Source organism: uncultured Roseobacter sp., assembly GCF_947496515.1.
GTDB lineage: Bacteria > Pseudomonadota > Alphaproteobacteria > Rhodobacterales > Rhodobacteraceae > Roseobacter.
Genome location: NZ_CANMDB010000014.1, coordinates 69,865 through 82,228 on the forward strand (window position 1 = coordinate 69,865; position 12,364 = coordinate 82,228).

The 12,364-nt window shown below is 60.6% G+C and carries 13 protein-coding genes; 8 read left to right on the forward strand and 5 right to left on the reverse strand.

Annotated elements, in window-relative coordinates:
• Window positions 1-41 precede the first annotated feature (41 nt).
• Entirely contained in the window at window positions 42-809 is a 768-nt protein-coding gene (gene gloB, locus Q1A53_RS19950; RefSeq protein ID WP_299969936.1) for a hydroxyacylglutathione hydrolase, read from the reverse strand.
• Window positions 810-873: 64 nt separating this feature from the next.
• On the opposite strand from gloB, the gene Q1A53_RS19955 reads away from it, so the two are divergent.
• The 6 genes from Q1A53_RS19955 to Q1A53_RS19980 all read left to right on the forward strand — a co-directional run bounded on the left by Q1A53_RS19955 (window position 874) and on the right by Q1A53_RS19980 (window position 6,779).
• A complete protein-coding gene (locus tag Q1A53_RS19955) occupies window positions 874-1,608 on the forward strand; it encodes a class I SAM-dependent methyltransferase (RefSeq protein WP_299969939.1) in 735 nt (244 codons plus the stop codon).
• 313 nt (window positions 1,609-1,921) lie between these two features.
• Complete coding sequence (locus Q1A53_RS19960) at window positions 1,922-2,482, forward strand: F0F1 ATP synthase subunit delta (protein ID WP_299969941.1); 561 nt, start codon at window positions 1,922-1,924, stop codon at window positions 2,480-2,482.
• Window positions 2,483-4,021 carry a F0F1 ATP synthase subunit alpha gene (gene atpA, locus Q1A53_RS19965; protein ID WP_299969944.1) on the forward strand — a complete coding sequence of 513 codons (1,539 nt, stop codon included), beginning with the start codon at window positions 2,483-2,485 and terminating at the stop codon, window positions 4,019-4,021. It abuts the gene before it with no gap.
• Window positions 4,022-4,032: 11 nt separating this feature from the next.
• A complete protein-coding gene (locus Q1A53_RS19970; RefSeq protein WP_299969947.1) occupies window positions 4,033-4,908 on the forward strand; it encodes a F0F1 ATP synthase subunit gamma in 876 nt (291 codons plus the stop codon).
• Between the two features lie 19 nt (window positions 4,909-4,927).
• On the forward strand, window positions 4,928-6,352 hold the full coding sequence (gene atpD, locus Q1A53_RS19975) for a F0F1 ATP synthase subunit beta (protein ID WP_299969950.1): 1,425 nt from the start codon (window positions 4,928-4,930) through the stop codon (window positions 6,350-6,352).
• A gap of 10 nt (window positions 6,353-6,362) precedes the next feature.
• Window positions 6,363-6,779 carry a F0F1 ATP synthase subunit epsilon gene (locus Q1A53_RS19980; RefSeq protein ID WP_299969953.1) on the forward strand — a complete coding sequence of 139 codons (417 nt, stop codon included), beginning with the start codon at window positions 6,363-6,365 and terminating at the stop codon, window positions 6,777-6,779.
• A gap of 608 nt (window positions 6,780-7,387) precedes the next feature.
• Here the strand turns inward: Q1A53_RS19980 and Q1A53_RS19985 are convergent.
• Window positions 7,388-8,407 carry a ribose-phosphate pyrophosphokinase gene (locus tag Q1A53_RS19985; RefSeq protein ID WP_299969958.1) on the reverse strand — a complete coding sequence of 340 codons (1,020 nt, stop codon included), beginning with the start codon at window positions 8,405-8,407 and terminating at the stop codon, window positions 7,388-7,390.
• Between the two features lie 113 nt (window positions 8,408-8,520).
• Here Q1A53_RS19985 and Q1A53_RS19990 point away from each other — a divergent pair, with 113 nt between their 5' ends.
• Entirely contained in the window at window positions 8,521-9,120 is a 600-nt protein-coding gene (locus Q1A53_RS19990; RefSeq protein ID WP_299969961.1) for a 2-hydroxychromene-2-carboxylate isomerase, read from the forward strand.
• Complete coding sequence (locus tag Q1A53_RS19995; RefSeq protein ID WP_299969963.1) at window positions 9,117-9,905, forward strand: alpha/beta hydrolase; 789 nt, start codon at window positions 9,117-9,119, stop codon at window positions 9,903-9,905. The genes Q1A53_RS19990 and Q1A53_RS19995 overlap by 4 nt, the downstream gene beginning before the upstream one ends.
• On the opposite strand, the gene Q1A53_RS20000 is transcribed toward Q1A53_RS19995, so the two are convergent.
• Genes Q1A53_RS20000 through Q1A53_RS20010 form a run of 3 tightly spaced genes read right to left on the reverse strand, consistent with a single transcriptional unit; the run spans window position 9,882 to window position 12,320 of the window.
• Window positions 9,882-10,922, reverse strand: coding sequence for a beta-eliminating lyase-related protein (locus Q1A53_RS20000; RefSeq protein WP_299969965.1), 1,041 nt, complete (start codon window positions 10,920-10,922; stop codon window positions 9,882-9,884). The genes Q1A53_RS19995 and Q1A53_RS20000 overlap by 24 nt on opposite strands.
• Window positions 10,903-11,391 (reverse strand): YcgN family cysteine cluster protein, encoded by a 489-nt coding sequence (locus Q1A53_RS20005; protein ID WP_299969969.1) that lies wholly within the window; start codon window positions 11,389-11,391, stop codon window positions 10,903-10,905. Before Q1A53_RS20005 ends, Q1A53_RS20000 begins: the two co-directional genes overlap by 20 nt.
• Window positions 11,388-12,320 carry a bifunctional riboflavin kinase/FAD synthetase gene (locus Q1A53_RS20010; RefSeq protein WP_299969973.1) on the reverse strand — a complete coding sequence of 311 codons (933 nt, stop codon included), beginning with the start codon at window positions 12,318-12,320 and terminating at the stop codon, window positions 11,388-11,390. The genes Q1A53_RS20005 and Q1A53_RS20010 overlap by 4 nt, the downstream gene beginning before the upstream one ends.
• Between the last annotated feature and the right edge of the window lie 44 nt (window positions 12,321-12,364).

Sequence of the window (12,364 nt, forward strand, 5' to 3'; positions counted from 1 at the left end):
ACAAAATATGTGAAGCGGACAAGAAGACTGTCATTTCGGCGTCAGAACGCGTCCTTTCTGGCGCGTATTTCGGCAAAAACCTCCACATCGGGAGCGTCCGGCATCTTCAACCGCGCGCGAATGTCGCGGTCAGACGCGCGCAGAAAGGGGTTGGTTGCCAGTTCAAGGGCAAGTGTTGATGGGACGGTAGCACCATCCGCAGCGCGCGTCGCACGGATCGATGCTTCCCGTGATATAAGTGCGGGATTATCCGGATCAATGGTTAACGCAAACTTAGCGTTGGACGCTGTATATTCATGTCCGGAGCAAATCTGCGTCTCAGGCGGCAGCGACATCAGCCGATTGAGCGAGGTCCACATCTGTGCAGCCGTCCCTTCAAACAGCCGACCGCATCCAAGCGCCATCAAGCTGTCTGCGGTGAAAGCCGCTTCGGCATCCGCCACGTAAAATGCGATGTGACCGCTGGTGTGGCCGGGCACATCTATCACCCGAACCGCGTGCCCGGCGAAATCAAAGCTATCCTCCCCTCGGTGTGCATGATCCAAAGATGGCAGACGGTGCGTGTCGGCAGCGCCCCCGCGCACCTTTGCGGGAAACTGCGCCAATATCTCGCCCAGCCCCTGCACGTGATCGTCGTGGTGGTGCGTCAGCCATACCTCCGAAATCCGCCAGTCACGCGCCCGGGCCACCTCAAGGATCGGTGCGGCCTCGGGAACATCGATCAGCGCTGTCTGGCCGCTCCCGCTGTCGTGCAACAGAAAGGCGTAGTTGTCCGACAGGCAAGGCACCGTCACGATCTCAAGGCCCATGGCCATTCTCCAACGAGTTTGCGACACTATACTTACAGAGTGACGGGAAAAGAGACGGATCGCAATGCATCTGGATGTGCAAGACCTGCGCAACTTCTATTACCGCTCTTCTCTGGGCCGGGCTGCACAGTCGAGCTTGCGCGGGCGCATGCTGGAGCTTTGGCCCGAAGCGAAAGGTCAGACCGTCGTCGGCTACGGTTTTGCCACACCGCTGCTGCGTCCCTACCTCAGCCAGGCGCGGCGGGTGATGGCCTTGATGCCGGGGCCGCAGGGGGTCATGCCCTGGCCCGCAGGGCTGCCCAATGTCTCTGTTCTGACCGAAGAGACCCTCTGGCCGATCGAGACAGGTCACGTGGACAAGCTGGTCATGCTGCACGGGCTTGAAACCTCGGAACGCGCGTCGGACCTGCTTGAGGAATGCTGGCGGGTGTTGGGCCCCGGGGGGCGGGCGCTGTTCATCGTGCCAAACCGCGCGGGGTTGTGGGCGCGGCGCGACCTCACGCCCTTCGGCTTCGGGCGTCCCTATTCGCCTGGCCAGCTGGAGACGCAGCTGCGCAAGCATCAGTTCCTCCCCGAACGGCATCTGGGCGCGCTCTACCAGGTGCCCTCGGCCAGGCGGTGGTGGATGAAGACCGCTGCTGCCTTCGAACGGGTCGGACGGCAGGTGCCCACGATGATGGCTGGCGGCGCGTTCATGGTGGAGGCGACGAAACTAGTCTACCCGCCAAAGGGGAAGGTCGAGCCATCGCGCAGCCTGCGACCCTCTGCGGTTCTCAAACCCAGTGCAAAACCCGTCTGAAGCACATCTGCATAGAAAAGAGGCAAAAGCGAACTATCTGGACCATTCAAGTGAGTGGGAATCGAGAAAAACGCCGGACCAATTCCACCTTGCCCAGATTTTTTCTGCCATGCCAAACGGTCGCATCCCGATCAAATATCTGAAAACAAACTGAAAGAGCAAAAGACAAGGGAGATTATCTCATGTTGCGGGGTAGCAGGCTCTCTGCTACATCACCGCTGATTTTGCCGACTTGATTGACTTCAAGCCGCGCCAACACCCCGGTGACGCGATCCATTCGCATATCCGGCAAAAGACTATCGAAAGGGTGGACGTGTCAGAACCAGCTTCGATTTCCACAAGTATTGCCGAGCGTTATGCGGCTGCCGTCTACGATCTGGCCAAGGATGGCAACTCGGTTGAGACGCTTGAAGCCGATCTGGGCGCGCTACAGACCGCGCTGAACGACAGCGAGGATTTCCGCGATCTTATCGCCTCGCCCATCTATTCGCGCAGTCAGCAACGGGATGCGATCACCGCACTGGCCGCCAAGATGGAGCTGTCGCCAACTGTTGCCAACACGCTGGCCTTGATGGCGGACAAGCGGCGGCTTTTCGTGCTGCCACAGCTGATCACCGCATTGCGCGAGATCATTGCCGATGCCAAGGGTGAGGTGGTGGCCGAGGTCGTCTCCGCCAAGGCGCTGACCGATGCGCAGGCCGACAAGCTTGCAAGCTCGCTGACAGCCTCCACCGGCAAAACCGTTTCACTGAACAAGACCGTTGATGAAAGCCTCATCGGTGGTCTGATCGTCAAAGTGGGTTCGCGCATGGTCGATACGTCGATCCGCGCGAAGCTGAACTCCCTCCAGAATGCAATGAAAGAGGTCGGATAAATGGGTATCCAAGCTGCAGAGATTTCTGCGATCCTGAAAGACCAGATCAAGAACTTCGGCCAGGAAGCCGAAGTCGCCGAAGTGGGCCGCGTGCTCTCCGTTGGGGACGGTATCGCGCGCGTCTACGGTCTGGACAACGTGCAAGCCGGTGAGATGGTCGAGTTTCCCGGCGGCATTCAGGGCATGGCGCTGAACCTCGAATCCGACAACGTCGGTGTGGTGATCTTTGGCTCCGACCGCGACATCAAGGAAGGCGACACCGTCAAGCGGACCAACGCCATCGTGGACGTGCCCATTGGGGACGAACTTCTGGGTCGTGTCGTAGACGGTCTGGGCAATCCCATTGACGGAAAGGGCCCGATCAACGCCAGCAAGCGCGGTGTGGCGGACGTCAAGGCGCCGGGCATCATCCCGCGCAAATCGGTGCACGAGCCAATGGCGACCGGCCTCAAATCTGTGGACGCGATGATCCCGATCGGCCGTGGCCAGCGGGAGCTGATCATCGGTGACCGCCAGACCGGCAAGACCGCCGTGGCGCTCGACGCGATCCTGAACCAGAAATCCTATAACGATGCCGCGGGCGACGATGAGAGCAAGAAGCTCTATTGCATCTACGTGGCCATCGGCCAGAAACGGTCCACCGTGGCGCAGCTGGTCAAGAAGCTCGAAGAAACCGGTGCGATCGAGTACTCCATCGTCGTGGCTGCCACCGCGTCGGAGCCTGCGCCGATGCAGTTCCTCGCACCGTACTCCGCAACGGCGATGGCCGAGCATTTCCGCGACAATGGCCGCCACGCACTGATCATCTACGATGACCTTTCCAAACAGGCCGTGTCCTACCGGCAGATGTCCCTGCTGCTGCGTCGCCCGCCGGGCCGCGAAGCCTATCCCGGCGACGTTTTCTACCTCCACTCCCGTCTGTTGGAGCGCTCCGCGAAACTGGGTGACGATGCGGGCAACGGGTCGCTGACGGCCCTGCCGATCATCGAGACCCAAGGCGGCGACGTGTCGGCCTTTATCCCGACGAACGTGATCTCCATCACCGACGGTCAGATCTTCCTTGAGACTGAACTTTTCTACCAAGGTATCCGCCCTGCGGTGAACACAGGTCTCTCGGTTTCCCGTGTGGGCTCTTCGGCGCAGACATCGGCCATGTCCTCCGTGGCGGGTCCGGTGAAGCTTTCGCTCGCCCAGTATCGCGAAATGGCGGCCTTTGCTCAGTTCGGCTCGGACCTTGATGCCTCCACCCAGCAGTTGCTGGCCCGAGGCGCGCGTCTGACCGAACTGATGAAGCAGCCACAGTACTCGCCTCTGACCAATGCGGAGATCGTTTGCGTCATCTTTGCGGGGACCAACGGGTTCCTCGACAAGGTCGACGTTAAGGATGTGGGCCGGTTCGAGACAGCGATGCTGCAGCACATGCGCTCCAAGCATCAGGACATTCTCGACTGGATCACCAACGACGATCCCAAGATCAAGGGCGATGCCGCAGACAAGCTGAAAGCCGCGATCAGCGAATTCGCCTCTGACTTCGCGTAAGGGGTCCGCAGATGCCAAGTCTCAAGGACCTCAAAAACAGGATCGAGTCGGTCAAATCGACCCGCAAGATCACCAAGGCGATGCAGATGGTCGCCGCGGCGAAATTGCGCCGCGCGCAGGAGGCCGCTGAAGACGCGCGCCCCTACACCGAACGCTTCAATGCGGTGATGGCCAAACTGGCAGCTTCTGTCGGCGACAGCGACACCGCGCCCAAGCTTCTCAGCGGGACGGGCAGTGACAAGGTGCAGCTGCTGATCGTCATGACCTCCGAGCGCGGTCTGTGCGGTGGCTTTAACGCCAACATCGCAAAGCTGGCCCGGACCCATGCCAAAAAGCTGCTCGCCGAAGGTAAGGAGATCAAGATCCTGACCGTCGGCAAGAAGGGCCGCGATCAGATGAAGCGCGACTATGGCCAGTATTACATTGGCCACGTCGACATGACCGAGATCAAGAGGGTCGGCTATGTGGATGCGCAGAACATCGCGCGCGATGTGCTGACGCGGTTTGACGCGGGCGAGTTTGATGTGGCGACGCTTTTCTATGCGGTCTTCGAAAACGTGGTCAGCCAGATCCCGACGGCGCAGCAGATCATTCCCGCCCAGTTCGACGCTGTGGAGGGCGATGACGCCTCGACGGTCTTTGATTACGAACCGGACGAAGAGGCGATCCTCGCCGATCTTCTGCCACGCGGGGTCGCCACGCAGATCTTTGCGGGGCTGTTGGAGAACGGTGCGTCCGAGCAGGGTGCGCGTATGTCCGCAATGGACAACGCAACACGGAACGCGGGCGAGATGATCGAAGACCTCACCATCGAATACAACCGCTCGCGTCAGGCCGTCATCACCAACGAGCTGATCGAAATCATTTCCGGCGCGGAAGCGCTGTAGAACAAATCGGAGAAACGACATGGCAAATGCAGTCGGTAAAATCACCCAGGTCATCGGCGCGGTCGTTGACGTGCAGTTCGCGGATCACCTGCCGGAGATCCTGAACGCGCTGGAAACGGACAATAACGGCAACCGCCTGATCCTCGAAGTGGCCCAGCACCTCGGCGAGAACACGGTACGGACGATTGCGATGGACTCAACCGAGGGCCTCGTACGCGGTCAGAAGGTCACGGACCAGGACGGCCCGATTTCCATCCCCGTAGGAAACGCAACGCTGGGCCGGATCATGAACGTGGTGGGCGAGCCTATCGACGAAAAAGGCCCCGTGTCCGCGGATGAGACCCGCGCGATCCACCAGGAAGCGCCTGAGTTCGCGGCGCAGTCCACCACCTCCGAGGTACTGGAAACCGGCATCAAGGTGATCGACCTGCTGGCGCCCTACGCCAAAGGCGGCAAGATCGGCCTCTTCGGGGGTGCGGGTGTCGGCAAGACGGTTCTGATCATGGAACTCATCAACAACATCGCCAAGGTGCACTCGGGCTACTCCGTGTTCGCTGGTGTGGGGGAGCGGACCCGCGAGGGCAACGACCTTTACCACGAGATGATTGAATCCAACGTGATCGACCCCGAAAACCTTGAGAACTCTCAGGTGGCGCTGGTCTACGGTCAGATGAACGAGCCTCCCGGAGCGCGGATGCGTGTGGCGCTGACCGGCCTGACGCTGGCCGAGCAGTTCCGCGACCAGTCGGGCACAGACGTTCTGTTCTTCGTCGACAACATCTTCCGCTTTACCCAAGCGGGGTCCGAAGTCTCCGCCCTTCTGGGCCGGATCCCCTCCGCTGTGGGCTATCAGCCGACCCTGGCCACCGACATGGGCCAGATGCAGGAACGCATCACCTCCACCAAAGCGGGCTCGATTACCTCCGTGCAAGCTGTCTACGTGCCTGCGGACGACCTTACCGACCCCGCGCCTGCGACATCCTTCGCGCACCTCGATGCGACCACCGTTCTTTCGCGCGCGATCTCGGAACTGGGCATCTACCCGGCGGTGGACCCGCTCGATTCCACCTCGCGTCTGATGGACCCGCAGGTTCTGGGCGAGGAGCACTACACCGTCGCCCGCGACGTACAGGGAATCCTGCAGCGCTACAAATCGCTTCAGGACATCATCGCGATCCTCGGCATGGACGAGCTGTCGGAAGAGGACAAGCTGACCGTGGCGCGCGCCCGCAAGATCCAGCGCTTCCTCAGCCAGCCTTTCGACGTCGCCAAGGTCTTTACCGGTGCCGACGGCAAGCAGGTCCCGCTGGCCGAGACCATCGAGAGCTTCAAAGCGGTTGTGGCCGGTGAGTACGATCACCTGCCCGAGGGTGCCTTCTACATGGTGGGTGGTATCGAAGAAGTGAAAGCCAAAGCCGAGAAAATGGCGGCGGATGCTGCCTGAGGAGGTCTGAATGGCTGACACGACACAATTCGATCTGGTCTCGCCCGAGCGGCGCCTTGCCTCCGCGCAGGTGACCGCCGTGCAGATCCCGGGGGCCGACGGCGACATGACGGCGATGGCAGGCCATGCGCCGACCATCACGACACTGCGCCCCGGTGTGCTGAGCGCGGAAGGCTCAGACGGCACCACGGAGTATCTGGTCACAGGCGGGTTTGCCGAGATCAGTGCGGACGGTATCACCGTTCTGGCCGAACGGGCGATGCCCAAGAGCGAAGTCTCGGCCGAGCAGATGGATGCACTGATCAAGGAAGCCGAGGATGCGCTCAACACGGCAAAGGAGACCTTTGTCAACGAGCCCGGGCCTGTGGATGACGCGGCGAAACTGCTGGCCGATATGGTTGCGGTCGGGGATCAGATCCGCGTCTGATTTCTCATGAGAAGACGGATGAGAAAGGCCTCGCACGACGCGGGGCCTTTTTCATTTCAAGGCGAGCCGGGCGCTATCGGAAGTGGATCACCGATTTTTGGGCCATGTCAGGGCCCGGCGATCGCGCTGGATGTGAACGTCGGTCATGTTGGCGGCGTTTTTAGTATGTCGCCGGACCCGCTGCCAGATAATTGCAACCCCCCGGATCTAGACCGAACAGGGTATTGGGTGTGACGGCGCAGGAGCTGTTCTGAAGGGGGCAAACGCACAAAAGTCGTCGCGTTCCCGTCCGTCGCTGCAGGGAACTCAGCGACCTTTGGTAATAGCAGCGGCGTGCGAGGTGTTTTCCGGTTCAATTTGCGGCATCTGTCATACAGCGATCTCACGGGCTCCGGTCTCAGCGCGGACCTCGGGAGACGTGCTCTGGCGATACGGCGAGAGACAGCGTGACATCGCCATCTGCAACCAGATCCGACAGATGATTGGTGCAGCGGTTGAACATCTGGTGGCGCAGGTATTCCTCTGGACGAGCTGCGTCTCAGTGCTGATGGCAGCTATGGCCAAACTCCTGCGCGCAACGCAGTGCCAACGTGCTGCTGGTCTGAAAGCTACTCCGCCGCGTAGGTGCCGTCGTAGATGGGGCTGAGGGTTTCCGCCTCGAAAAGGGATGAGACGGATGTCCCGCTCCAGATGTTCAGAATAGCCTGTGCAAAGACCGGCGCTGTGGGAACTACACGGATATTGGGGGCTTTCTGAACCGCCTCCGTTGGCGCGATCGAATCCGTCACCACCAGCGACTTCATCACAGAGTTGGTGACCCGCCCCACGGCGGGACCCGACAACACGCCATGGGTAATGTAGGAGTGAACTTCCTTGGCGCCGTTTTCAAGCAGCACCTCCGCGGCCTTGCAGAGCGTACCGGCGGTATCACAGATATCATCCACAATCAGGCAGGTTTTCCCCTTCACATCCCCGATCACTGTCATTTCTGCGATCTCGCCCGGTTTTTCCCGTCGCTTGTCCACAATTGCCAGTGGTGAGTTGATCCGCTTTGCAAGCTCTCGCGCCCGCGCCACACCGCCCACGTCTGGCGATACGACCATGAGCTCTCCCATCCGGTCCTTAAAGGCGGTCTGGATATCCAGCGCAAAGATCGGCGACGCGTAAAGGTTGTCCACGGGAATATCAAAGAAGCCCTGGATCTGAGCTGCGTGCAGATCCATCGTCAACACCCGTTCGATGCCTGTGCCCATCAGCATGTTGGCCACCAGCTTGGCGGTGATGGGCGTGCGGGCCTTGGTACGCCGATCTTGCCGGGCGTAGCCGAAGTAGGGCAGGACCGCCGTCACCCGCGCGGCCGAGGACCGGCGCAAGGCATCGGCCATGATCAGCAGTTCCATCAGGTTGTCATTAGCCGGATTCGATGTGGATTGCAGGATGAACATGTCCTCGCCCCGCACATTCTCGAACACTTCGACAAAGATTTCGCCGTCGTTGAACCGCTCCACCCGCGCATCGACAAGTCCGACCTGTTTGCCCCGGTGCAGCGACATGCGTCGCGCAATCGCATTGGCAAGCGGCAGGTTGGAATTGCCGGTGATCAGTTTCGGTTCTTGAATTTGGGGCATGTAGGGCATTTCCCGGATGGTGGCAGTGGTTGCCTGCGGCAGATTCGCGGCGTTGACTTCACCTACCACGGCCTTACCAATCGGCAAAGAACACATCCCCAAAGGAATGCCCAATGGCTCATATCGATCTCTATTTCTCGACCCTCTCGCCCTACGTCTATCTAGCAGGCACCCGGGCGGAGGCTGTCGCCGCAAAACACGGTGCAACGATCGCCTACAAGCCTTTGGACATTATGGCACTTTTTGCCCGAACGGGCGGAACCGCGCCCAAGGATCGCCACCCGTCGCGCATAGAGTACCGAGCCGAGGAACTGCCGCGTCAAGCGCGTAAACTGGGGATGCCCCTCAATCTCAAACCAGCGCACTGGCCGACCAATGGCGCACCAGCATCATACGCTTTTATCGCGGCACAGGCCGCAGGTGGGGGTGATCTCGGGGTGTTGATGCACGCGATCGGTCGCGCGACCTGGGCGGAAGAGAAGGACATTGCCGAAGATGACGTGATCAAAGCGTGTCTCACAGAGGCGGGCTTCGATCCGGGTCTGGCTGACAGTGGCCTGCTGGCCGGTGCGGAGACCTACGCCGCCAATCTCGAAGAAGCGGTCGTGCGGGGCGTGTTCGGTACGCCCTTTTACATAACCGATGACGGTGCGCGGTTCTGGGGGCAGGACCGGATCGAGGATCTTGATACTCATCTGTCCGAGGCAGGGTGAAAACTCACTCCCGCAGCTTTGGTCATGGTTCGCGGCAGGCATTGGCGATCCACTGCGCCTTGGCGCATTCGGGTGTCTGGCATGGGCTCGCCGCGGTGCTCGGGGATCAACTGACGCTGCACGCCATTGATCTGCCAGGGCACGGGCGCAGCGATGACTGGGACGGGCAGACCGATCTGTGCAGGCTATCAACCCAGGCCGCTCTGACCCGGATGACCGAGCCAATGGATGTAGTGGGTCATTCCTTCGGTGCGGTGATCGCGCTGCGTGTGGCGGCCGAGCGTCCTGCTCTGGTGCGAAGCCTGACGCTCATCGAGCCTGTGTTTTTCGCCGCGGCTGCGCGTGACGCACCCGACCGAATGGCAGCCTATGAAGCACTTGCCACACCTTGTTTTGATGCCCTTGAGCGCGGCGAGCCAGTCGTTGCGACGCGGGCTTTCAACCGCATGTGGGGCGATGGGACAGAGTGGCAGGACATTCCCCCGGCGACACGAGATTATCTGGTGGATCGGATTCACTTGGTACAAGGTCAGGCACCCGGGATTGTGCATGACAATGCCGGTCTATTGGCACCCGATATCTTGCCGAAAGCGAACATGCCTTGCCTGATGATCCAGGGATCTGAGGCCCCGGATATCATTTATGCGATAGTGGACAGTCTTTGTACTAGATTGCCCAATGTCCGCCGCGTTTGCATTGATGGCGCAGGACATATGGCGCCGCTCACCCACGCGGAAGCGGTTGCCAAAGAGATGCGCGCGTTACTCAAAATGACTGAGGAATAGCTCGATCTGATCACGGGTGATTGACCAGTCGCAGACGAGCCGCGCGGAAAGCGGTGTGTCTGGATCCTCTCCCTCCAATTTGCCTTCCCAGATGTAATAGCTTGCTCCGGCATCGTGGAGCCTTTGATGAATGCGTCGGGCAAAGCTTGCAAATATCATATTTGCCTGAGGTGCATGCAAGAACTGCGCACCGCGCTCAGCCAATCCTTTCGCCAAAAAATCTGCATTTTCATTCGCTTGCCGTGCGGTCTTGATCCAAGTGTCTGCCTCCAGATAACCGGTCATCTGGGCTGCGAGGTACCGGTGTTTGGAGAAAAGATGCCCCGCGCGCTTGCGCCGCAGCTCAAATTCCCAGGCGTTTGCAGGATCGAACAGGACGACCGCCTCAACACCAAGGCACCCGTTCTTGGTTCCGCCTAAACTCACCACATCGACGCCGGATTTCCAAGTCATCTCGGCGGGCGAACAGCCCAGTGCCACCAGCGCATTGGCAAAGCGCGCGCCGTCCAGATGGACCGGTAGCCCGAAGGATTTCGCCACGTCTGCAAGGGCGCGCAACTCCGCGAGCGAATACACCCCGCCTCGCTCCGTGACCTGCGTGATTGACACCGGGCCTCGTTGCGGACCGTGCACACCACGGGTCTGCTCGGCGTCGATCCGCGCGTGAAGTGCCGGTGCGGTCATCCTGTGGCCACCCGGGACGAGGCTCAGTTTTGCGCCCGCACTAAAGAACTCCGGCGCGTTGCATTCGTCCTCGTGAATATGTGCCACATCGCTGCAAAAGACCGTCTGCCACGGCTGGCAGTAACACGCCAGTGCGAGCGCGTTGGCAGCGGTTCCCGTGCTCACCAGAAAGACCTCTGCTTCCGGTGCCTCAAAGATCTCGCGGATCTGCGCGCGCACCTGCACCATGGGGGCATCTGCTCCGTAGGGCATCATATGACCTGCGTTGGCCTCGGCAAGATGCCGTATCACGTTAGGGTGTGCGGGGCCTGCGTTATCTGATGCGAGAAACATCCACCGGTTCCTCTATGATGTGTTCTTCCCACTCTTCTTCGGGCACGTCGAATTCGCTCAGCGTCCAGCCTTGAACCGATACGCCCGCATCATGGACGGACTGGGCCGTCCCAGTGATCAGCGGGTGCCAGTCGGGCAGCGGCGCGCCTTGCCAGAGTAACCGGTAGGCGCAGGTCGTGGGCATCCAGTAGGCGTGCGTGTCCAGATTGTCGGGCTTCAGCACAATGCAATCGGGCACGAACTGGTGCCGGTTTTCGTAATGCGCGCAGCGGCAGGTGCCATCGTCCAGCAACCGGCAGGCGATGCGGGTCAGGGCAACCGCGCCGCTGTCTTCATCCTCCAGCTTGTTGAGACAGCATTTGCCGCAGCCGTCGCAGAGCGCTTCCCATTCGGCTGTGCTCATCTGGTGCAGCGATTTGCGCTCCCAGAACCGCGGCGTCAGCCCCTTGCGTGCAATGAGGTCGTTCACAACGCAGCCAAAATGCGGCGGGCTTCGAGACTGTCGGCATCCATCTGGGTGATCAGCGCGTCGAGGCTGTCGAAATTCTCCTCTCCGCGCAGATGGTCCACGAGCCCCACCGACAGGGCCGTCCCGTAAAGATCCCCTTTGAAGTCAAAGATATAGGTCTCCAGATTGGGCCGGTTCTCGCCAAACATCGGTCGCACACCCAGAGATGCGACACCATGGTAACTGCCCTGATGCGTTCCTTCGCGCACATCGACCAGAACCGCGTAGACGCCGAACGCAGGCGGATGCAGCCCGTCGATGGACATATTCGCCGTTGGATACCCCAACTCGCGTCCGCGCTGTTCGCCGCTGATGACCGGACCTTCGATCCGGTGCCAGTGACCCAGCATTTCGGCGGCCGTACGCGGATCGCCATCGCTCAGCGCTTGTCGGATCGCGGTAGAGGAAACCGTGCGCTCCGCATGCGCGACAAGCGGTGTGACCGTGACGCCGAACCCCATTCGTATACCAAAATCCTGTAGATGTTCTGCGGTACCCGCCCGGCCCTTGCCGAAACAGAAATCTGCGCCAACAACCACATGCCGCAAACCAAAGCCGTCTGCGATCACATCTTGCGCAAAGGCCTCCGGCGTCAGGGCCGCGAGGGCTGCGGTAAAATTCAATTCATAGAGGCGTTTAACCCCGAGCTTTTCCAGCCGGCTGGCACGGGCTGCCGCGCCCATCAGCCGAAAGGCCGGCGCCGTAGGTGCGAAGTATTGCCGGGGATGCGGTTCAAACGTGAGGATGCCCAGAGGCGCATCGGGGGCCGCGGCGCGCGCGATATCGATGACGGCCTGATGGCCAAGGTGCACACCATCGAAGTTACCGATGGCAGCACTCGCGCCGCGGTCTTCAGGTGCAACAAATTGGTAGTCGCGGATGATCTTCATCCGCCCTGCCTAGCCGCCCGCCATGCGCTGCGCAAGCGTCTCGC